The sequence below is a fragment of the Leptodesmis sp. genome, from assembly GCF_052746595.1.
In genome coordinates this window covers 19,163-39,347 of the sequence record NZ_JBRAGO010000008.1, presented here as the reverse complement: position 1 = coordinate 39,347, position 20,185 = coordinate 19,163, and the positions used below count along the sequence as shown (strand labels likewise).

At 50.4% G+C, this 20,185-nt stretch carries 19 protein-coding genes; 14 read left to right on the top strand and 5 right to left on the bottom strand.

Annotated elements, in window-relative coordinates; translation table 11 throughout:
• Nucleotides 1-73 precede the first annotated feature (73 nt).
• The 6 genes from ACUVQO_RS03145 to ACUVQO_RS03120 all read left to right on the top strand — a co-directional run bounded on the left by ACUVQO_RS03145 (nt 74) and on the right by ACUVQO_RS03120 (nt 9,227).
• Nucleotides 74-391, top strand: coding sequence for a DUF1825 family protein (locus ACUVQO_RS03145; protein WP_445924441.1), 318 nt, complete (start codon nt 74-76; stop codon nt 389-391).
• A 394-nt stretch (nt 392-785) separates the two neighbouring features.
• Nucleotides 786-2,204 carry an efflux RND transporter periplasmic adaptor subunit gene (locus ACUVQO_RS03140; RefSeq protein WP_445924440.1) on the top strand — a complete coding sequence of 473 codons (1,419 nt, stop codon included), beginning with the start codon at nt 786-788 and terminating at the stop codon, nt 2,202-2,204.
• 148 nt (nt 2,205-2,352) lie between these two features.
• A complete protein-coding gene (locus ACUVQO_RS03135) occupies nt 2,353-5,484 on the top strand; it encodes an efflux RND transporter permease subunit (RefSeq protein ID WP_445924439.1) in 3,132 nt (1,043 codons plus the stop codon).
• Between the two features lie 311 nt (nt 5,485-5,795).
• Nucleotides 5,796-6,791, top strand: a complete 996-nt coding sequence (gene ilvC, locus ACUVQO_RS03130) for a ketol-acid reductoisomerase (RefSeq protein WP_445924438.1) — start codon at nt 5,796-5,798, stop codon at nt 6,789-6,791.
• Between the two features lie 215 nt (nt 6,792-7,006).
• A complete protein-coding gene (locus ACUVQO_RS03125; protein WP_445924437.1) occupies nt 7,007-7,699 on the top strand; it encodes a hypothetical protein in 693 nt (230 codons plus the stop codon).
• Between the two features lie 46 nt (nt 7,700-7,745).
• Nucleotides 7,746-9,227 (top strand): aminotransferase class I/II-fold pyridoxal phosphate-dependent enzyme, encoded by a 1,482-nt coding sequence (locus tag ACUVQO_RS03120; RefSeq protein WP_445924436.1) that lies wholly within the window; start codon nt 7,746-7,748, stop codon nt 9,225-9,227.
• 4 nt (nt 9,228-9,231) lie between these two features.
• Here ACUVQO_RS03120 and ACUVQO_RS03115 read toward each other — a convergent pair whose 3' ends face one another.
• Nucleotides 9,232-9,645 carry an FHA domain-containing protein gene (locus tag ACUVQO_RS03115; protein WP_445924435.1) on the bottom strand — a complete coding sequence of 138 codons (414 nt, stop codon included), beginning with the start codon at nt 9,643-9,645 and terminating at the stop codon, nt 9,232-9,234.
• Between the two features lie 285 nt (nt 9,646-9,930).
• Here ACUVQO_RS03115 and cbiT point away from each other — a divergent pair, with 285 nt between their 5' ends.
• Together cbiT and ACUVQO_RS03105 are read left to right on the top strand one after the other, a co-directional pair.
• Nucleotides 9,931-10,533, top strand: a complete 603-nt coding sequence (gene cbiT, locus ACUVQO_RS03110; RefSeq protein ID WP_445924434.1) for a precorrin-6Y C5,15-methyltransferase subunit CbiT — start codon at nt 9,931-9,933, stop codon at nt 10,531-10,533.
• A 370-nt stretch (nt 10,534-10,903) separates the two neighbouring features.
• On the top strand, nt 10,904-11,788 hold the full coding sequence (locus ACUVQO_RS03105; protein WP_445924433.1) for a phosphatidate cytidylyltransferase: 885 nt from the start codon (nt 10,904-10,906) through the stop codon (nt 11,786-11,788).
• Here ACUVQO_RS03105 and ACUVQO_RS03100 read toward each other — a convergent pair.
• Nucleotides 11,772-12,590, bottom strand: a complete 819-nt coding sequence (locus ACUVQO_RS03100; RefSeq protein ID WP_445924432.1) for an LmeA family phospholipid-binding protein — start codon at nt 12,588-12,590, stop codon at nt 11,772-11,774. The two genes, ACUVQO_RS03105 and ACUVQO_RS03100, sit on opposite strands and share 17 nt — an antisense overlap.
• A gap of 455 nt (nt 12,591-13,045) precedes the next feature.
• Here ACUVQO_RS03100 and ACUVQO_RS03095 point away from each other — a divergent pair, with 455 nt between their 5' ends.
• The 6 genes from ACUVQO_RS03095 to ACUVQO_RS03070 all read left to right on the top strand — a co-directional run bounded on the left by ACUVQO_RS03095 (nt 13,046) and on the right by ACUVQO_RS03070 (nt 18,472).
• Nucleotides 13,046-14,809 (top strand): DUF4912 domain-containing protein, encoded by a 1,764-nt coding sequence (locus ACUVQO_RS03095; RefSeq protein ID WP_445924431.1) that lies wholly within the window; start codon nt 13,046-13,048, stop codon nt 14,807-14,809.
• A 280-nt stretch (nt 14,810-15,089) separates the two neighbouring features.
• Nucleotides 15,090-15,671 (top strand): hypothetical protein, encoded by a 582-nt coding sequence (locus ACUVQO_RS03090; protein WP_445924430.1) that lies wholly within the window; start codon nt 15,090-15,092, stop codon nt 15,669-15,671.
• Nucleotides 15,672-15,693: 22 nt separating this feature from the next.
• Complete coding sequence (locus tag ACUVQO_RS03085; protein ID WP_445924429.1) at nt 15,694-16,098, top strand: DUF2358 domain-containing protein; 405 nt, start codon at nt 15,694-15,696, stop codon at nt 16,096-16,098.
• A 596-nt stretch (nt 16,099-16,694) separates the two neighbouring features.
• Nucleotides 16,695-17,879, top strand: a complete 1,185-nt coding sequence (locus ACUVQO_RS03080; protein WP_445924428.1) for a TRC40/GET3/ArsA family transport-energizing ATPase — start codon at nt 16,695-16,697, stop codon at nt 17,877-17,879.
• Between the two features lie 77 nt (nt 17,880-17,956).
• Nucleotides 17,957-18,211 (top strand): DUF4160 domain-containing protein, encoded by a 255-nt coding sequence (locus ACUVQO_RS03075; protein WP_445924427.1) that lies wholly within the window; start codon nt 17,957-17,959, stop codon nt 18,209-18,211.
• 12 nt (nt 18,212-18,223) lie between these two features.
• A complete protein-coding gene (locus ACUVQO_RS03070; protein WP_445924426.1) occupies nt 18,224-18,472 on the top strand; it encodes a DUF2442 domain-containing protein in 249 nt (82 codons plus the stop codon).
• A gap of 66 nt (nt 18,473-18,538) precedes the next feature.
• On the opposite strand, the gene ACUVQO_RS03065 is transcribed toward ACUVQO_RS03070, so the two are convergent.
• The 3 genes from ACUVQO_RS03065 to ACUVQO_RS03055 form a co-directional block, all read right to left on the bottom strand.
• On the bottom strand, nt 18,539-18,880 hold the full coding sequence (locus ACUVQO_RS03065; RefSeq protein ID WP_445924425.1) for an STAS domain-containing protein: 342 nt from the start codon (nt 18,878-18,880) through the stop codon (nt 18,539-18,541).
• A gap of 263 nt (nt 18,881-19,143) precedes the next feature.
• A complete protein-coding gene (locus ACUVQO_RS03060) occupies nt 19,144-19,761 on the bottom strand; it encodes a hypothetical protein (RefSeq protein WP_445924424.1) in 618 nt (205 codons plus the stop codon).
• Nucleotides 19,761-20,009 carry a Ycf34 family protein gene (locus ACUVQO_RS03055; protein ID WP_445924423.1) on the bottom strand — a complete coding sequence of 83 codons (249 nt, stop codon included), beginning with the start codon at nt 20,007-20,009 and terminating at the stop codon, nt 19,761-19,763. Before ACUVQO_RS03055 ends, ACUVQO_RS03060 begins: the two co-directional genes overlap by 1 nt.
• Between the last annotated feature and the right edge of the window lie 176 nt (nt 20,010-20,185).

Below are 20,185 nucleotides of genomic sequence, written 5' to 3'. Positions count from 1 at the left end.
TCTCACTGTCCTAAGATAATTTGTATAAGGACTTCAAACCTGTTTTTCTCACATAGTTGAGATTTTTGAAGCTATGGGATTTTTTGACTCTGAAATTGTTCAGCAGGAAGCGAAGCAACTTTTCGAAGATTACCAGTCGCTGATGAAACTGGGTAGCCATTATGGTAAATTTGACCGGGAAGGCAAAATCATCTTTATTGAGCAGATGGAAGCCATGATGGAACGCTATCGAATCTTCATGAAGCGCTTTGAGCTTTCTGAAGACTTTATGGCACAAATGACAGTAGAACAATTGAAAACTCAGCTAGGACAATTCGGCATTACTCCTCAGCAGATGTTTGATCAGATGAACATGACGCTAAAACGGATGAAAGCTGAAGTTGAGAAGTAATTAAGCTGCAAAAGAATTATTGATTTGGGGACAGATTTACTCTGCCCTTTTTTGTTTGTCATCCACCGTAGGTATTACAAAAGTGCCGGCATTCCTTCCGCCTCAAATATCTTAATTACCAGGAATAAAGGGCTTCAATTGACATCATCCTAATGGGTCTACCCGTGGACAGAGGGGATGTGGTTTAGTGATGGTTTAAGTCTTATCAAGAATGCGGATCAGTCATCACCAAACGATTTCGAGACTGCGATTCAGGCTGATCAAAGCATTAACTAAACCTTGTTCAACTCCAGAACTGTAGTTTCTTTGATAGAAAAATGACTGTTCTCTAGCTGGGCTTGGTTCAACTAAGGGCAGAAGCTCACAACGAGCAGCCGTAAGCGAGGCAAAACACATGTCTGGGTTTGATTCTTCTCAAGATGGAACTTCTACCAAAGTTGAAGAAGCGGAAGTTTCGTCAACAATTGGAAATAGTAAGCGATCGCCCTTCCGCTCAAAACCGTCTAGCCAGCGCTGGTTAGCGGTTTTGGGACTGGTTCTGCTAACACTAGGCGTAGGATTTGGCTGGCGTTGGTGGCAGGCCAACCATTCCGGGCGGAAGCCAGGGGCTATGCCTGGGATAGCTGGTGGAATTCTGGTGAAATTGGGAACCGCACAGGCCGCTCAGGTGCAAGATTCGTCAGAATACGTGGGATCCCTGGATTCGCGCCAGTCGGTTGTGCTGCAGCCCGAAATTACTGGACGAGTGAGTCAGATCTATGTAAAAGCTGGCGATCGGGTTCGCAAAGGCGATCCCTTGATTCAAGTCAAACCCCAGGAGCAAGAAGCGCAGTTGGCGAGTAATCTGGCAGCCGTGAATTCCGCTCGTGCGGCCCGTTCCAATGCTTTGTCTCAATTTCAGGCTCAGGAAGCGAATCGGATTGCCAAACAGGCAGAAGTAGACTTACAGAATCAGCAGTATCAGCGAATTCAAGCTTTGGTCAAGGAAGGAGCGTTACCACAGCAACAGTTAGATCAGGTAGAACGCGATCGCTCTAAAGCGATTTCGGAATTAAGGGCACTCGATCGCCAGATTCAAGCCGCAAGAGCCAATCTTGCCGAAACCGAAGCTGGTTTGCAGCAAGCTAAAGCCAACGCCAATGTGACTAGTGTGCGACTGCAACAGACGACTACAGTAGCTCCCTTTGATGGGGTGGTAGGCGACATTCCCGTAAAGCTGGGCCAGTTGGTTTCTACCAGCGACACCCTCACCACCGTCACCCAAAATGAAGTGCTGGAACTGAAGCTTGCCATTCCGCTAGAAAAAGTCTCGGAGTTACGCGAAGGCTTACCTGTCCAACTTTTGAATAATCAGGGAGGCGTTCTCAGCACCGGACGGATCAGCTTTGTTTCTCCCCAGGCCGATAACCGCACTCAAAGCATTCTCGCCAAAGCAACCTTTGATAACCGATCCGGAGTATTGAGAGCAGGACAATTTGCCAAGGCCCGAGTCGTGTGGCGATCGCGTCCCGGCATTCTGGTGCCCGCTGCGGCCATTTCCCGTCTGGCTGGCGAAACTTTCATCTTTGTCGCCCAACCGATGGACACCACCTGTAAAGAGATGATGAGCAAGATGCCCCAGGCTGGCCCACCTGCAGGCGCACCTCCTGGCAAAGCTCCCATCTTAGTGGCCCGCCAACGCCCCGTTAAATTAGGAGTCATTCAGGGCAATAGTTACAACATTCTGGCTGGCCTCAAGCCCAATGAACAAATCGTTCTCTCCGGAATTCTGAATTTGTCGGAATGTACACCGATCGCCCCGGTGAAGCAGTAGTAGCAAAGTTGATATTTGCTGGCGAAATGTCATGGGGCATGGGTCATTCGTTATTGGTAGAGAACAAAGAACGAATGACTCATGACATTTCAAAACTCATCACTCTTAACTCTCAACCCTTCTCTTCTCCCTTTCTTCCCTTTCCCCTATGGCAGACTTCTTTATCCGACGACCTGTTTTTTCCATCGTTTGCGCTCTGATCATTCTGCTGGTTGGGGCGATCGCCATTCCTTCCTTGCCCGTTGACCAGTTTCCCGATATCAGTCCGGTACAGGTGCAGGTATCAGCCAACTATCCGGGAGCCAATGCGGAGGTGGTGGAAAGTGCCGTGACAACCATCCTGGAGCGCCAGATTAATGGGGTTGAAGGCTTACGCTACCTGTCTTCTACCAGCAGTAATGATGGCTCCAGTACAATCACAGCGACGTTTCAATCCACTCGCAATAAAGACATTGCCGCCGTGGATGTGCAAAATCGGATTTCATCAGTGACCTCCCAGTTGCCGGACACTGTACAGCAGACGGGAGTGAGAGTCACGAAGCAGTCCAACAACATTCTGCTGGCGATCGGCCTCTATACCGATAACCAGGAATACAACACGATCTTTTTAAGTAACTACGCCGATCTCTATCTGGCCGATGCGTTAAAGCGGGTGCCTGGAGTCGGGAACGTGCAGATTTTTGGAGAACGACGTTACTCCATGCGGCTATGGCTGGATCCAGGGCGATTAGCGGCACGGGGACTGGTAGTGCAGGATGTGGTGAATGCTCTAAAGGAGCAAAATATTCAGGTGGGAGCAGGTCGGATTGGGCAATCTCCCTCTCCCAAGGATCAGCTTTACCAGATTGATTTACAGGCTCTCGGTCGATTAAAGGATGCTTCTGAGTTTGATGATTTGATTGTCAAAACGGGTACGGACGGAACGTTAATTAAGCTCAGGGATGTGGGCCACGCTGAGTTAGGGGCAGAAAATTACACCAGTTTCTTGCGATTCAGGGGTAAAGAAGCGGTTGGCCTGGGGATTTTCCCAACTCCGGGTAGTAACGCGATTCAGGTGGCGGAGGGCGTGAAACAGGAAATTGAGAAGCTATCACGATCGTTTCCCCCTGGCATGAAGTATCAGGTAGCTTTCGACACCACGTTGTATGTGGAAGAATCCCTGGCGGAGGTACAAAAGACGCTACTGGAAGCCATCTTGCTGGTGGTGTTGGTGATTTTTGTGTTTTTGCAGAACTGGCGCACGACGCTGATTCCGGCAATCGTCATTCCCCTCTCCCTAGTTGGCACCTTTGCCTTTGTCAAAGCGTTTAATTTCTCGATCAATAGCCTCACCCTGTTCGGGTTAACCCTGGCGACGGGCCTGGTGGTGGATGATGCGATCGTCGTGGTGGAAAATGTCAGCCGCCTGATTCACGATCGTGGTATGAACCCCTTCCGAGCCGCTGTTGAGTCCATGCGGGAATTGCTGGGAGCGGTGGTTGCTACGTCTTTAGTTCTGATGGCGGTGTTTATCCCAGTTGCCTTTTTCCCAGGAACGACAGGCGCACTGTATAAGCAATTTGCTCTCACGATCGTCTTCTCCATCGGCCTATCTACCTTTCTGGCACTGACCCTGACTCCTTCCCTGTGTGCTTTGCTCCTGCGATCGGAGCATCAACCGCCACGCTGGTCAGCCTGGTTCTTTAATCGGTTTAATCGAGGATTCGATCACGTGCGGCAAACCTATCGGGGATGGCTGACCCAGCTAGTACGGTTCAAAATGCTGGTGATTGGGCTATTTGTAGTACTGATTGGAGCCACGGCGCTGCTGTATTTGAATGTGCCGCAAGCCTTTCTACCCGAAGAAGATCAGGGCTATTTCATTACGATCGTGCAGGGGCCAGAAGGGGTATCCCTGAACTATACCGATCAGGTAATGACCAGGGTAGAGAAGATTTTGCTTGACCAACAGGAGTTTCCCGAAGTAACCGGAACCTTTGCCGTTGGTGGCTTTGGCTTTAGTGGTAGTACTGCCAACTCAGGCGTAATCTTTACCACCCTGAAGCCTTGGAGAGAACGGAAAGAGCCAGGAGCATCGGCTCAGGCCATTATTGGTCGCTTGTTCAGTAAGGTGGGAACGATTACGGAAGCCAGAGTATTGCCTGTCAACCCACCCTCTATTCGGGGACTGGGTAGCTTTGGTGGATTTCAATTTCAGTTGCAGGATCAACGCGGTGGAGGCAACATCCAGGATCTTTTAAAGACGGCACAGCAACTCATTGGACGGGCAAATATACCGGGAAGTGGTTTGCAACGGGTCTTTACTCAGTTTGCCGCCAGTACGCCCCAGTTCCAGGTGGAGGTGAATCGAGATCTGGCGAAAGCGTTGGGGATTCCCGTGGACACCATTTTCAATACGCTGCAGACAGCTCTGGGATCGCAATACGTCAATGATTTCAACCTGGGACAGCGCAGTTACCGCGTGTATGTGCAGGCGGATCAACCCTTCCGGGCTAATCCCAACGATATCGGTAGTCTGTATGTGCGATCGAGCCAGGGAGAAATGGTGCCGCTCAGTAATCTGGTGAAGATTACATCGACTACAGGTGCTCAAACCATTACGCACTTCAACCTGTTCCGGGCGATCGAGATTTCTGGAAGTGCTGCACCGGGAGTCAGTTCAGGGGCGGCCATTCAGAATATGCAAACGATCGCCAATCAGGCGTTGCCTCCAGGCTTTGGCTATGAGTGGGCCGGAACGGCTCTGGAAGAAGTGGAATCCGGCGGTCTGGCTCCCATTATCTTTGGGCTGGGTCTGGTGTTTGTGTTTCTGGTGTTGTCGGCCCAGTATGAGAACTTCATTGACCCGTTGATCATCATGCTGGCCGTCCCATTGGCCATTCTGGGCGCACTCCTGGCCCAATCCTTACGCGGGTTAGCCAATGATGTCTATTGCCAGATTGGTTTGGTGATGCTGATTGGGATGGCCAGCAAGAACTCGATTCTGATTGTGGAGTTTGCCAACCAGTTACGGGAACGGGGGCTGCCCCTGACCAAAGCCGTGATTGAAGCTTCTCAGGAACGGTTGCGGCCTATTTTGATGACCTCCTTCTCTGCCTTGTTAGGGTTCACTCCCCTGATGCTGGCTTCTGGCGCTGGAGCCGCCAGCCGGGTTTCCCTCGGTACAGCCGTCTTTGGGGGGCTGTTCGTCGCCACGTTTTTGAGCCTGTTTGTAGTACCTGTGCTGTATCTCGTGATTAATGGGTTGCGCGATCGCTACCTGCCCAAACGTCATTCCTAATTTTTCCCTCATTATCATGAAACTACCCTGCTAAATCTCCCTTAAAAAGGGGAGAGTTTGAAAGGATAAGATGGTGAGTGGCTCAAGACTCAGGGTGAACTCGTCAAATCGTTAAACCGGGGTCTGTTGCACTCCCTAGGGGATTTAGTACAGCGATCGCTAACTCCCCAAGTTGATAAGCTTTTCTAATTCAAAATCGCTAATCCAAAAGCGCTAATCCAAAATCCAATCGACTGCTAGGGAGATGCATCTATCTTTGGTAAGATGAAGAGTTTGCAAAGGAACTCGACGCTGCAAGGAGACAACCCACTATGGCGCGGATGTATTATGACGCGGATGCCAATTTAGACCTGTTAGCAGGGAAAACGATCGCAATTATTGGATATGGCTCTCAGGGACATGCCCACGCCCTGAACTTAAAAGACAGCGGCATGAACGTCATTGTGGGGTTGTATCCCGGCAGCAAGTCGGAAGCAAAAGCCCAGGCCGCAGGATTGACAGTAAAAAGTGTCTCGGAAGCGGCCAAAGCGGCGGACTTCATCATGATTCTGCTCCCTGATGAAGTGCAGAAAACCGTTTACAAGAACGAAATTGAGCCGGATTTGACCGAAGGCAAGGTTTTGTTGTTTGCCCACGGATTTAACATCCACTTTGCTCAGGTGGTTCCTCCCGCCAACGTGGATGTGGTGATGGTAGCTCCCAAAGGGCCAGGACATCTGGTACGCCGCACTTATGAGCAAGGGGAAGGGGTTCCCTGCCTGTTCGCGGTCTATCAGGATGCGTCGGGTCAGGCTCGCGATCGGGCGATGGCCTACGCCAAGGGAATTGGTGGCACCCGTGCGGGCATTCTGGAAACCACCTTCCGGGAAGAAACAGAAACTGACCTGTTTGGGGAACAAGTGGTTCTCTGCGGTGGCCTCAGTGCCCTAATCAAAGCCGGATTTGAAACTCTCGTTGCTGCAGGCTATCAGCCTGAACTGGCCTACTTCGAGTGTCTTCACGAAGTTAAACTGATTGTGGATCTGATTGTGGAAGGCGGATTAGCCAAAATGCGCGACAGCATCTCCAATACGGCAGAATACGGTGATTTAACTCGCGGTCCCCGAATCGTTACCGATCAAACCCGCGCCGAAATGAAAAAAATCCTGCAAGAAATTCAAACTGGTCAATTTGCCCGTGAATTTGTCCTGGAGAATCAGGCTGGGAAACCTGGATTCACTGCTATGCGGCGGCGGGAAGCAGAACACCCCATTGAAGAAGTGGGTAAGGATTTGCGAGCCATGTTTAGCTGGTTGAAGAAAGCATAGAGCAGTAGGGAGATCAGAGATCAGGGATTAGGGGTAGCAGTCAATATCCCTGCTGCTCCTCAATTCTCAATTCACCTTCTGCCCTCTGTGCCTGCCTTTCTGTCTTAACTAAGCCAAGTCCAGCTAGAGAGTGGTCGTTTTCCGATCAGAGAAGCTACGGTTCTGGACTTGGACAAGGCTTAACTAACAATACTTAGTTCAGACCAGAATTCTCTATGATTGAACCGACTGAGTCTTCGTCCGTACCTGCTGTAACCGTGTGGGAGGGAATTGCGATCGCGGCGGGGAGTGTTTTGTTAGTCGCGATGGGATCAGCCGGTCTAGTCTACAAATTCTTTGTCAATGCGGCGAACCCCCAACGGGCAACGCTGATCGCAAAAAGCCTGATGGACTACAACATTCCTGATGCTGAAGGGGTGTTTGGGGCTAACCTGGGGGGAGCCAAGGTTGCCATTATCAGCAGTCGATCTTTTCCTAAAGATGCAGCCGTTCTGGATGGGATTAATCCAGCCGCTGCCAAGGGAGTAGAACTGTTTGTGGCCAGGCTGCCCCTGGATGTAGAGACAACTCTCGCCCAAAATGCGACTCAGCCACCCTCAACGTCAAATATCTCTCCCTCTTACGACCCCTTCTCTGCGTCCGATTTTTCCTTTTCTTACCGTTCTGGCGAAGAATTCATCGTGAACCAGGAACGGATTGAAGAAAAAATGTTTTGTCAGCAAAAGGTTCCGGTTCGCATTCAAGAAGGAAACCTTACGCTCTCCAGCCAGGCCCCCCGGCTCCCTGCCGTTAAATATGATGCCAGTGCCCCTGTTGGTAACAGCAAGCGGCAGGTGACGATCACGGCGATCGGGCCAACGGCGAAACAGGATGCGGCGATAGTGTTTAATTCTCTGAACTGCAAATGATGGTGGTAGAGACATTCCGCCGAAACATCTCTACAAGGATGGGGAAATGACGGCTCGGTTAGAACTTGATCAGAATCAAACTCCCCTACTGGCGATGTTGGAAGTTTGCCGCGATCGCTCCTACGCAGCCTTTCATACCCCAGGTCATCGACGGGGACGGGGAATTTCTACCCGATTGACCGACCTCTGTGGCGATCTCGTTTTTCGGGCTGATCTGCCGGAATTACCAGAATTAGACAACTTATTTGCTCCAGAAGGAGTCATTCGAGAGGCTCAGGAACTGGCAGCAGCGACTTTTGGGGCTGAGCAAACCTGGTTTCTGGTGAATGGCTCTACCGCAGGAGTTGAAGCCGCGCTTCTGGCCACCTGTAAACCAGGAGAAAAACTAATTCTGCCGCGCAATGTGCATCGATCGGCCATTTCAGGCTTAACTCTATCGGGAGCGATCCCCATCTTTGTGTATCCCGACTACGACCCAGTTCTGGATCTGGCTCACAGCATTACTCCTGCAGCGATCGCGACGGCTTTAGACCAGCATCCTGATGCCAGAGCCGTATTGATGGCGTCTCCCACCTATTACGGCACCTGTGGAAATGTGGCTGCGATCGCCCATTTAACTCATCAACACGGCATTCCCCTGATCGTGGATGAAGCCCACGGTGCCCATTTTGCCTTCCATCCCGATTTACCCACTCCTGCCCTCGCCAGTGGAGCTGATCTAGTGGTGCAATCGACCCACAAAACCTTAACAGCGTTGACCCAGGCCGCCATGCTGCACGTCCAGGGCGATCGCCTGGATCGCGATCGCCTGAGTCAGGCTCTCGCCCTTGTCCAATCCACCAGTCCTAATTATCTGCTGCTGGCCTCTCTGGATGCGGCTCGTCATCAGATGGCGACTGAAGGTCAGGCCCGGTGGTCAGAAACGTTACAGTTGGCTGGCGAGGCACGATCGCGGCTGTCCCAAATTCCCGGTTTATCCCTTCTCCATCTAGAGCAGGCCATCACTTCGGGTTTTGTTGATCTCGACCTAACCCGTTTAACTATCACTGTGACTGACCTGGGAATAGACGGTTTTACTGCCGATATCCTTTTGCACACTCAACTGGGAGTCACGGCAGAACTTCCCACTCTGCGACACCTGACATTCATCACTGGTCTGGGAAATACGCAGGCAGATATCGATCGATTAGTCATGGCGTTTGAACAAATGGCGCAAGGCGCGAGGCACAAGGCGCGAGACAATTCAAAACTCAAAATTCAAAATCCAAAATTCAAACCTCAGCCCTCAGTCCTTTCCCCCCGTGAGGCATTTTTCGCTGTAGCTGAAACCTTGCCTATTCATGATTGCGTTCATCGCATCAGTGCCGAACTGATTTGTCCTTATCCTCCTGGCATTCCGGTGCTGATTCCAGGAGAAGTTATCACAGAGGAGGCAATCGCTCATTTGCAAGAAATTCTGGCTTTGGGAGGCGTAATCAGTGGGTGTGCCGATCCAAGCTTACAGACACTCAAAATTGTCAAGACCTGATCGGTTAGCCACATCTAATTTCATTGACCCAGCTTCCTGTAGGCACGATCGTGTCATCAAACCCGGCCACTCGTTCCTCAAACTGCTCATGGATCAGATAAATTGCCCGGACATGGGGGCCTAAAACCACCTCATCCTGATCCTTCAAATCACAGGCCAGCACCCGGCGACCATTGACGCGAATGCCATTGGAACTGGGCTTGCCTTTGGGAGTGCCATCCACAATCCGGTAATGAATGGTGCCATCGTCATCCAAAATCTGCACCAGGGTGGCATGACGGCGCGAAACAAATTGAGAGGACACCCGAATGTCACACTTGGGATCTCTGCCCAAGATATGGAGTGGCCCAGTGAGGACATGTTCCTCTAAACCCCGGCCATCTTCAATAATCAACAGGTGCTTGAGCTGTGAAAACATGGGTTGGTAAACGCAACAATTAAGGGAACTAGTCAGTTATTCGGTCAGAATCGCGATCGCCCGGATGGGCAGTGCTGGGGGGATGCCTTGTTACCATACTGGGCAATTCGGCGATTCTGTTTAAGGCGTGATGATTCGTATATGGATATTGACCAGTTTGCTCTACTCTCTTCAAAACTAAGATGAACTTTTAGAGGGTAAGTCATTCATGCTGCTGTCATCGCAAAATCTTTACAGTGCTGGCTACTATCCTTCACATTCCAAATATCTACCTTGTTGATTCCTATGCCCTCATCCCTTTGGCCTTATGTCACCCCCGGCATTCCTGATGAACTGTTTGAACGGCTACCGGGAATCCCGATGAGCCAGCGAGAGATTCGCCTATTGCTGCTGTCTTACCTGCGTTTAGAAAGCGACTCCGTATTATGGGATGTTGGTGCAGGTACCGGAACCATTTCAGTAGAGGCCGGACTCCTCTGCTCCCAGGGTCATATCATTGCCATTGAGCGGGATGAGGAAGTGGCCAGTCTGATCCGCCGCAATTGCGATCGCTTTGGGGTCACCAATGTAGAAGTTGTGGAAGGAAGTGCCCCCGATTGCTTAAAAGATTTACCTCGTAGACCCCAGCGAGTTTGCATCACAGGTGGGCGATCGGTGAAAGCCATTTTATTGGAGGTCTGGCAACACCTTCCCTCCCAAGGGCGGGTCGTTGCCACGGCTACCAGCTTAGAGAGCCTGTATCAACTGTCAGAAAGTTTTGCTGAGCTGCAGGTTCGCAATGTAGAAGTGGTGCAGTCTACGATTAATCGCCTGGAGAAACGAGGCATGAATCAGGTTTTTACCGCCAGTGATCCGATTTTTGTACTGAGCGGAGAGAAGTTGGAGTAGGGAATAGGAGTTTTTCATCTATATCCTTACTCCTTAGAGGATGTTTTAAAAGCCAGTCTCTTTGTCACCCTGGCGACTGAGGGCGCGGCTATCCGCAGAAAACCTGCCGACGCAGGTTACTGAAAACCTTGATTGTATTGAGTCTGCGTCGGCAGACTGGGTGAGTGTAGTCGTGGTTTTAACCGCCAGATACTTTTAAAACACCCTCTTACTCCCTTTTTCCAGAGAAGCTGGTCTAATTTCTATAAATGCTGAGTTTAGACAGAGCTAGATCAGCTACAGTGTTGCAATGGCGGCTTAACCTTCTTAACCTTGAGCTAACCTTTTGTTTAGTGTCGTGACTGGGTCATCTTCACCTGCAACATTTTCTATGCCGTGGACTCGCATTGCCAGTGGAGCGGTCGCGATCGTGGTTGCGCTTGGCATGACCATGCTAGGAGGGTGGTACTTCACGATCGGGTTTGGCATCATTGCGTATCTGGGGCAGTTGGAATATTTCCAGATGGTTAGAGCAAAAGGGATTGCCCCTGCTGCGAAAACCACCTTGGCCGTGAGTCAGGCATTGCTAATTATTTCCACCTTATCCCCAACCCTGGCTGATGCAGTGTTCCCGGTTGCTGGAACGTTCATCTGCTTTTACCTGCTGTTCCAACCGAAGTTTGCCACGATCGCGGATATTTCAGCTTCTATCATGGGCCTGTTTTATGGCGGATATTTGCCCAGTTACTGGGTACGGCTGCGATCGCTGGGACAGTTACAGGCCAGTAACCTGCCTCTGGATGGCTTTTGGGCCAGTAATTGGCTGAATCTCAAGTCCCTGCCTCAAGGTTTAACTGCAACTCTGCTGGCGTTTCTCTGCATTTGGGCAGCGGATATTGGAGCTTACATTTTTGGTAAATCGTTTGGCCGAACTCGCTTATCCGACATCAGCCCCAAGAAAACCGTTGAGGGAGCTATTTTTGGAGTATCAGCCAGTATTGCCGTCGCGGTTCTGGGAGCCTGGTATCTCTCCTGGCCTGGTTGGCCGCTAACGGGAGCAGCCCTGGGGTTACTGATTGGGATTGCCAGCCTATTGGGGGATCTAACTGAATCGATGATGAAGCGTGATGCCGGAGTCAAAGACTCTGGACAATTGATTCCTGGTCATGGTGGAATTCTCGATCGGGCTGATAGCTACGTCTTTACCGCCCCTCTGGTCTACTACTTTGTCACCCTGTTACTACCCCTGTTGCCTACTCTTACGGCTGCACCATAATTCTGCCGCGACAACTGATCTGCTCTGGCTGAATTTGTAGCTCCTCTAAACACACTTCAGATCCCAACTCAAACACCCAGCGATCGGGCAGATCGGTAGACAAAATTGCCGATGCAGAGTCGTTGATTTGACACTGAAAGCGTTCCAGAATCAACCGATTACCGTCCTGAACTCGCAGGCCAGTGCAAATCGTCAGGGGATAAGTGTGGTGTTCCGCCAGGGCCAGGATAGCTGTAAAGGTCAGAGATCCCTGGCCAAAGCGAACTTGCAGATCATGGATACTGGCTGCTTTATGGGGAAAATCATCTTCTCCTCTGTCCCCCAGAAGTAAGGACAGCAGAAAGTCAGTGATAGCATTGGCCAGCAAAGGCGCATGCAGAGAGGCATTTAAGTCAGCTTCTGAAAGTACTACGGTGCCAGCGATCGGAAAAGCGGTTAGTAAGCGAAAGGGTTTGCCCCGCAGCACCTGCCGCAAATTGGTTTGAATCTGTTGCCCGACCAGACTGATTTGGCTCAAATGCAGTCCCTGATAAATCCCTTTTCGGGCTGAAGCCGCCACCTGCTGGATTGCACCGGATAAGAGTTGGCGATCGTTGGCCTCAATTTCCAGGTGCAGATCTTCCACATGATCCAATTGCGATCGCACCCAGAGTCTCAAAGCTGGGGAAAGTACTTTGCTGATCAAGCGGCTTTGTTTGCCACCAGCTTCTTGGCTATCAAACACTCTATCTGAAGCCAGAGCAGGCAGATCCACATCCTGAGATACGGTGTCCACCTCAATATAATCATCACTCAGACGCATAACCACCACACTCTTTGACCACATCACACCCCACGAGTATACCGAGTTCAGGATATGCTCAAATGGGATCATCTTTACTAAGAAGCTTTACAAATAACCTTAACAAAAGCCGATCCCCAGTTTTGATAAGTCAGGGTTTTATGACTTTTTGATTCCTGAGGAACTGAGAAAATCAGCAAAAGCTTGAAAAAACATTGATCTAGCTCTTGACCTGAATGATCTTTTCTTGCAACATGAACTTAATAAATGCGATCCCCAAATCCTTCTAAGACCTAAATCGTTTCTTCTAAGCCAAGTTCAGCTAAAGAATTGTCGTTTTCCAATTCAGAGAAACTCCGATTCTGGACTTAGGCAAGGGTTTAAAACCTGAATCTTTATAAGTCTTTATAAGTAAGTTCTGTCTTTTGGCTATTCCTTTTGGCTAATTGTTAACCCCCCTCGGAGAATCACTAGCTATGTCTAATCGTCCCCCTCTTGAAGAAATGACCCTGCGCCAGCTTCGTCGGGTAGCCAGTGAATGTGGTGTGTCCCGGTACAGCCGGATGAGGAAAGACCAACTACTGGCCGCTATCCAGGAAATTCAGATGCGGCAGCAGGGGGGGGCGGCTCCTGTGCAAGAACTGCTGGCCCAAGAGGTGGTGGAAGCAGCCAAGTTTGATGTTGGGCAGGACGATCGCACGGGGGGAACTCTGGCAGCAGTTGATGAAGGGTTGCCGGAGCTACCCGATGGCTATGGGGATTGCCGGATTGTACTGATGCCTCGTGATCCCCAATGGGCCTATGCGTACTGGGATATCACCAATGAAGCTAAAGAGGTGCTGCGCCAGCAGGGGGGACAGCAACTGGCCCTGCGCATCTATGATGTGACAGATATTAACCTGGCGTTTCAATCCCCTCATAGCGTTCAGGAGTATCCCTGTGATGAACTGGCACGGGAATGGTATCTGCCAATTCCAGTCAGCGATCGGGATTACGTTGTTGATATTGGCTATCGTTGCCTGGATGGTCGCTGGTTGCTGCTGGCCCGCTCTGCTACGGTTCGCATTCCACCCATCTATCCTTCAGATTGGATTGAAGACCACTTCTTGACCATTTCCTGGGAAGACAGCCTGCAAGGCCAGACCTTTGCCACCCTCGTACCTCCCAGTAGAAGGATGGCTGTTGAGCCTGTTTATGACGAGATGTACGAACTGGCTGAAGCCGCCGAAGCAGAGCGGGCTGCTGGTTCCCTCTATAGCTCTATGCAGCAGGTTCCTGGCTCTGTTGCTGGCTCTGTTCAACACGTTGCTGGCTCTGGTCAACAGGCCGTCAGTTCTTATGTTCTCGCTTCTGGTGCGGGAATGTGGGCTTCCGGGGTACCTACAACCGAGTCGGGTGTCGGCATGACCATGTCCGGGGTGGGACTCACTGAGTCCGGAGTAGGGATGACGCAGTCGGGTATTGGCATGACCCAATCGGGAGTTGGATTGGGGATGTCGAGTGTGGGGATGACCATGTCCGGCGTGGGACTGACGCAATCCGGGGTCGGCATGACTGAATCCGGCGTGGGTATGGGTTATACCATGTCTGGGGTCGGGATGTCAGGCGTAGGACTCACCACATCGGGGGTCGGAATTGGCGTAACCATGTCCGGGGTTGGGATGGCTATGTCGGGGGTGGGACTGACGCAATCCGGGGTCGGCATGACTGAGTTGGGCGTGGGCATGGGGTATACCATGTCCGGGGTGGGCATGTCGGGGGTCGGGATGGGTTACACCATGTCCGGGGTCGGCATGACCATGTCCGGGGTGGGACTAATGCAATCCGGGGTTGGGATGTCGGCCTCTGGGGTGGGCATGGGGTATACCATGTCCGGGGTTGGGATGTCGGGGGTCGGGATGACGATGTTGGGAGTGGGGATGTCCGGTGTTGGATTCTCTGGCTCCTTACCGATCGTCCGTCCCCGCAAGTTCTGGTTAGTGGCCGACGCAGAATTAATCGTTTATGGCGCAACCGAACCAGATGCGATTGTCACCATTGGAGGTCGTCCCATCAAACTCAATCCAGATGGCACCTTCCGATTCCGCATGTCCTTCCAGGATGGCCTGATCGATTACCCCATCATGGCGGTTGCTGCCGATGGCGAACAAATGCGCTCAATTCACATGAAGTTTAACCGCGAAACTCCTGAACGCCACACCAACACAAAGGACGAAGCGGTTGAAGAGTGGCTGGCCTAGTCACTATTAGTGACTTATCTCCCTTCCAGCCTTGCTCCCCTGACCCCCTTCAGGGGAGTTTTTTATGGCGACGATTTTGGATTTTAGATTTTGGATTTTGGATCGAACGGTTATGAGTTGATAGCTTATGAGTTATGGCGTTCTCGTGTCCTCCTGAAGATTTCAGGATTAATTGGATTACCCTGCAATTTAATTGGGTATCCGATAGGCTGGAAAAACCAACCCGACTGCCGGACGGCTATTTCATTTGCATAATCCAAAATCTAAAATCCCAAATCCCATGACTCCCGATGAAATTGCTCAGCACTTAACAAACTTATTTAGCAACACAGTCACTGAACTGGAGCCAGGTTCCTGGCAGGTCGAAGCACCGGATTTCCGATTACTGGTGTTGCTATCCGACGATCGCTCCTGGGTGCGTGCCTTAGTGCCGATCGCCACTGCCCAGGATGCCCAACCCTATCTGGAACAATTATTAGAAGCTAACTTTGATGACACCCAGCAAACCCACTACGCACTGCAGGAGGGAGCACTGTGGGGAGTTTTTCAGCATCGCTGTGCCAGTCTTACTCCAGAGGATTTTGAGGCTGCCCTGCAGCGATTACAGCACCTGCGCCACCAGGGCTTGGACGAGTGTTTTAATCGGTTGGTGGAATCACGGATTCGCCTGATTATTCAGGCGGCCAAGTTGAATGGTCAATCTTTGGAAACAACCTTGCAAACCCTCGATCGGTTTTATGAAGAAGGGGTAATGGGCGAGATTGATGCTGGAAGTGAGCAAAAAGAGCAAACCTTGGCGGCATGGCGACGGCAATTAGAGCGCCTGTGGCATGAACCAGGGAATGAGACAAGTGAGTCGTAATTAGGGATGGGGGACGTTCAGGATGGAAATTACTGAGATTTTGCGGGAGGATTATCAACGTTTTCCCAGGGATCAGACCTACAGCATCTATGCCGAGGATGTATATTTCAAAGATCCGCTGAATGAGTTTCGGGGCCGCGATCGCTACCAGCGGATGATTGGCTTTATTCAAACCTGGTTCCTCAACTGTCGCATGGAGTTACACGACCTGCACCAGGATGGCAACTTTATTCGTACCGATTGGACGTTACACTGGAATATGCCCCTGCCCTGGAAACCTGCGATCGCCGTCAGTGGCTGGAGCGAACTCACTTTGAACGACCAGGGCTTAATCGCCTCTCACATTGACTACTGGCACTGCACCCCACTGGATGTCCTCAAACAGCACTTTGGTTTCAGAGGGTATTTGAAAAGTCATTTGTTGTAACGAAAGGCACCTGTTGATCCCCCTTAGTCCCCCTTTTTAAGGGGGATTTAGGGGGATCTAAACCGTTTCGTTACCAGCAAGAGAACTTCTCAAAGATCTTCTCAAATCTTTTTAAGCGATCGTCCTGATATCCATTGAACTTGTCTTCGCCAGACAAGATGAACGAATACTGCTCACCCACAATTGCAATGATTTCCAAGAATTGCATCAGCTTAACTCAGTGTATTCAGAAATTTTGGCAGTTTGAATGGACTTGCGCTGTTAGCCCAAAGTTTATTTTAGGGCGGGTTGACTTTTGTCACCTAATCAGGTAGCTAGGAGATTGTGAAAGTGATCGCAAATCTGGAAACAACTGAATATATACTTCAGAACCAGTTTGTTGTGCTTAATCAGTGAAATTATTGATTCCTGAACAGGATTTCTACTCTCGTAGTACGATCGGTTGCTTTGGCAGATGATTGCGGGGTGGACCTGTTTGTTGTACACCATGTGCTGGCTTGCCTTTTTTGATACAGAAAATCATGCTGACCTGCCAAGGTGCCAGTAACTGCTTTAAAGTAAAAGAATGTAACTAATTCTCAGGAAGGGACGATCGCATGCGTGTAATTTTGATGACAGGTAAAGGAGGCGTAGGAAAAACCTCTGTTGCCGCTGCCACAGGTCTGCGATGTGCCGAACTGGGCTATAAAACTCTCGTCTTGAGTACGGATCCGGCTCACTCTCTGGCTGATAGCTTTGATCTGGAGTTGGGGCATGATCCTCGTCCTGTACGGTCCAATCTCTGGGGGGCAGAACTGGATGCCCTGATGGAACTGGAAGGCAACTGGGGAGCCGTCAAGCGCTACATTACCCAGGTGTTGCAGGCGCGGGGACTGGAAGGGGTACAGGCAGAAGAACTGGCGATTCTCCCTGGCATGGATGAGATCTTTGGTCTGGTGAGAATGAAGCGCCACTATGACGAAGGCGATTACGATGTCTTGATTATTGACTCTGCCCCCACTGGAACGGCCCTACGTCTGTTGAGCCTGCCAGAAGTTGGTGGCTGGTATATGCGTCGCTTCTACAAACCGTTTCAGGGCATTTCGGTGGCTCTCCGTCCGATCGTGGAACCGATCTTTCGCCCGATCGCAGGCTTCTCGCTGCCAGACAAAGACGTGATGGATGCTCCCTACGAGTTTTATCAGCAGATTGAAGCACTGGAAAAGGTCCTGACAGATCCCACTCAGACCTCGGTGCGGTTGGTGATGAATCCGGAGAAGATGGTGATTAAAGAATCCCTGCGTGCCCATGCCTATCTCAGCCTCTATAATGTGGGGACTGATCTGGTGATTGCGAATCGGATCATTCCAGAGTCCGTCACCGATCCCTTCTTTCAACGGTGGAAGGAACAGCAACAGCAGTATCGCCAGGAAATCCACAACAACTTTACGCCTCTTCCCGTGAAGGAAGTGCCGCTGTATTCCCAGGAGATGTGTGGTCTGGAAGCGCTCGATCGCCTGAAAGACACGCTTTACCCGGAAGGCGAAGATCCCGCACAGGTGTACTATAAAGAAACCACACTGCGGGTAGTGCAGGACAAACAGCAATACAGCCTGGAACTTTACCTACCCGGCATTGATAAGCACCGGGTTGAATTGAGCAAGACTGGTGACGAACTCAATATCCGCATTGGCAACCACCGTCGCAATCTGGTTCTGCCTCAAGCCCTGGCCGCCCTGCAACCCGCTGGAGCCAAAATGGAGGAAGACTACCTCAAAATTCGCTTTGCAGCAGGGGTATAAAATTCTCTTCAGCCCTAAAACTCATTCTCCCAATGCAACTTAGGTAAAAATCTGCAATTTAGGTAAAGATCAGATTCATGCCTACTGTTTTGTATTTACGAGGTTGGCGGCTTCATTTCTATTCCAATGAAGGCAATGAACCAATTCATATCCATGCTCAGAAAGGAGATAGCGACTGTAAGTACTGGCTAGATGTAGATGCTTATGAAATCCGAGAAGCTTACGCCTACAATAGGTCAGCATGGGACACCAGAGAGGTTCGTAAAATTATTCTGCAACATTTTGATGAGATTGTAGAAGCTAGGGAAAAGGCTTTTGAAGAGCAAGCATGAACAAACAACATAATGAACAAACAACATAATATAGAGAGCATTGATTTTGATGGAGCATGGATGATTTTGGCAGTTGATGGTCAGGTCTACCGCTTGTCTTTGGCAGAAGTTTCCGATCGCCTCGCTCAAGCCAGCGAGGTAGACCGCAAAATCTACCGGATTGCTCCTTCCGGTTATGGAGTTCATTGGCCAACGCTCGATGAAGACCTTTCGATTAATGGTTTGCTGAGGGTAGCTGCGGTGCGATCTCACGCCTCATGAGGATTAAGTATCAAGGATTAAGTATCAGCAGACTGTTGCACTCAGCGTGAACCATCTATGCCTTGCCTAGCAAGCTGAGTAAGTTTGCTGGAGTTGCTCGTAGAAGGCTTCCTGATCGGGAAGAACATCTAAAACCCGATTCATGGCTGAAATATCAAACAGGAAGTTGGCTTGTTTTTGCAGACTGCAGAGATAGAGTTTACCGCCAGCGATCCGAAGCTTGGTGTGGATGGATATCAGGGTGCCCAGACCAAAACTGTCAATCATCGCAACGTTTTCGAGATCGATGAGGATGATACTGATATTTTCCTTACGGCACTCCTCAACTTGCTCGAGCAATTGTTTAGCGACACTAGCAGATAGGATACCTTCTGGTTTTAGAAGCCTGAACTCTGGGGAATGGGTCATGACAAAACTCTGAGATACACAAGTTAGCGTTTGAATGCTGATTTAGATGCTTGACCCCGCTTTCCTGGCACCCTGAGATTGTTCAAGTAGATGCTGTACGCTCTACCTGATTCAGCGGTTGTCATTGCTCAGAGTGCCCAGATGATCGAGAGATATCACTACCAAGATGAATTGGCGATTAACAATTTCTGCCTTCCATCGAAGGGAAACTGCCGAATCCTTGACCTCTACAATCGGCGGGAATCAACTTTTTGGGAAATCGCCTAATAACTCAGCATGCCAACCAGAAGGTGCAAAACCTCTGCCAGATCAGCAGGAACACGATAAAGATTTTTATCTTGAACAATTTGTTTTTCCTGCCGTCGAAAACATCCGAATTGCCAGATGTCTCCCGTAGTCACAGCCCCGTACAAAATCAAATCATCCAAGTCTGTCCAGCGATCAAGGGCAATCAACTCTGCCGCTAACTGGGTAAAGCCACGGGTCAAATCAGCCTGCTTGGCTTCCACAACGAGCAGGTGATGATGAGCCTGCAGGTAATAATCTAAATCTCCTCTGAGATAGGTATCCACTTCCAGCGGAAACTCAATATCAATCCTGGCTTGCGTGATTTCAGCGACTTCCAGCAGCACCGGAAACACCAGGGCTTCTCGACGGGCGGATTCACTGGTTAAACTGACCCGTGCGATCGCCTTCTCTAGCCGCTGCCGCAAATCATCCAAGCGGTCTTGTGGAACTTCAACGTCCTTCGGAGCAGCAATCTCGGCTCTTGTCAGACTGGCCCCTAATTCCTGCAAAATCGCTGCCGGAGGAAACCGCAGCTCAAAGTAGCGTCGGAAGGTGTAGGTTTCCCCAGGCTTAAGGATTTTCACTTTGGCCATCAGGTCGGCACCAGTTCTCCGGGACGCAGGCGTGCCCACTTGCCTTTTTCTTCCTTAAAGCTGAGACAGCCCACCACATCCCACTCCAGTTCAATAATTTCCCCCTGGTGGCGAATATTGACGTTGATCGTGGGTTCCGTCGCCTCAAAGTCGGGAGTTTCCGTCAAATGGGGTTGCTGATGCTGCTCCTCAACTGCGTAATAGGTGGTGCAGCGATCGACATACTGGCAGTTTACACAGATACACATAGCTTTAATTTGTCGGCGCGGGAGATCCGATCTCAGGATTTGAGTTGCTTTTCTGTTACTCTAGCTCAGGCGAAGGGATTCTTCACCCTGAACCGGGTCGATTTTCGTGACAATTTGCTAAAACTCTCAGGAATTGCACAGATCGATTTAATGTCCTTTTGTTGGTTGCATCGTTA

Coding starts and splice junctions, on each gene's coding strand:
- ACUVQO_RS03100 (WP_445924432.1), bottom strand. CDS start 12,590: ATGCGTCTGAGTGATGATTATATTGAGGTGGACACCGTATCTCAGGAT.
- ACUVQO_RS03115 (WP_445924435.1), bottom strand. CDS start 9,645: ATGTTTTCACAGCTCAAGCACCTGTTGATTATTGAAGATGGCCGGGGT.
- ACUVQO_RS03090 (WP_445924430.1), top strand. CDS start 15,090: ATGACTCCCGATGAAATTGCTCAGCACTTAACAAACTTATTTAGCAAC.
- cbiT (WP_445924434.1), top strand. CDS start 9,931: ATGCCCTCATCCCTTTGGCCTTATGTCACCCCCGGCATTCCTGATGAA.
- ACUVQO_RS03060 (WP_445924424.1), bottom strand. CDS start 19,761: ATGGCCAAAGTGAAAATCCTTAAGCCTGGGGAAACCTACACCTTCCGA.
- ACUVQO_RS03055 (WP_445924423.1), bottom strand. CDS start 20,009: ATGTGTATCTGTGTAAACTGCCAGTATGTCGATCGCTGCACCACCTAT.
- ACUVQO_RS03135 (WP_445924439.1), top strand. CDS start 2,353: ATGGCAGACTTCTTTATCCGACGACCTGTTTTTTCCATCGTTTGCGCT.
- ACUVQO_RS03085 (WP_445924429.1), top strand. CDS start 15,694: ATGGAAATTACTGAGATTTTGCGGGAGGATTATCAACGTTTTCCCAGG.
- ACUVQO_RS03125 (WP_445924437.1), top strand. CDS start 7,007: ATGATTGAACCGACTGAGTCTTCGTCCGTACCTGCTGTAACCGTGTGG.
- ACUVQO_RS03105 (WP_445924433.1), top strand. CDS start 10,904: ATGCCGTGGACTCGCATTGCCAGTGGAGCGGTCGCGATCGTGGTTGCG.
- ACUVQO_RS03140 (WP_445924440.1), top strand. CDS start 786: ATGTCTGGGTTTGATTCTTCTCAAGATGGAACTTCTACCAAAGTTGAA.
- ACUVQO_RS03070 (WP_445924426.1), top strand. CDS start 18,224: ATGAACAAACAACATAATATAGAGAGCATTGATTTTGATGGAGCATGG.
- ACUVQO_RS03120 (WP_445924436.1), top strand. CDS start 7,746: ATGACGGCTCGGTTAGAACTTGATCAGAATCAAACTCCCCTACTGGCG.
- ACUVQO_RS03075 (WP_445924427.1), top strand. CDS start 17,957: ATGCCTACTGTTTTGTATTTACGAGGTTGGCGGCTTCATTTCTATTCC.
- ACUVQO_RS03080 (WP_445924428.1), top strand. CDS start 16,695: ATGCGTGTAATTTTGATGACAGGTAAAGGAGGCGTAGGAAAAACCTCT.
- ilvC (WP_445924438.1), top strand. CDS start 5,796: ATGGCGCGGATGTATTATGACGCGGATGCCAATTTAGACCTGTTAGCA.
- ACUVQO_RS03065 (WP_445924425.1), bottom strand. CDS start 18,880: ATGACCCATTCCCCAGAGTTCAGGCTTCTAAAACCAGAAGGTATCCTA.
- ACUVQO_RS03145 (WP_445924441.1), top strand. CDS start 74: ATGGGATTTTTTGACTCTGAAATTGTTCAGCAGGAAGCGAAGCAACTT.
- ACUVQO_RS03095 (WP_445924431.1), top strand. CDS start 13,046: ATGTCTAATCGTCCCCCTCTTGAAGAAATGACCCTGCGCCAGCTTCGT.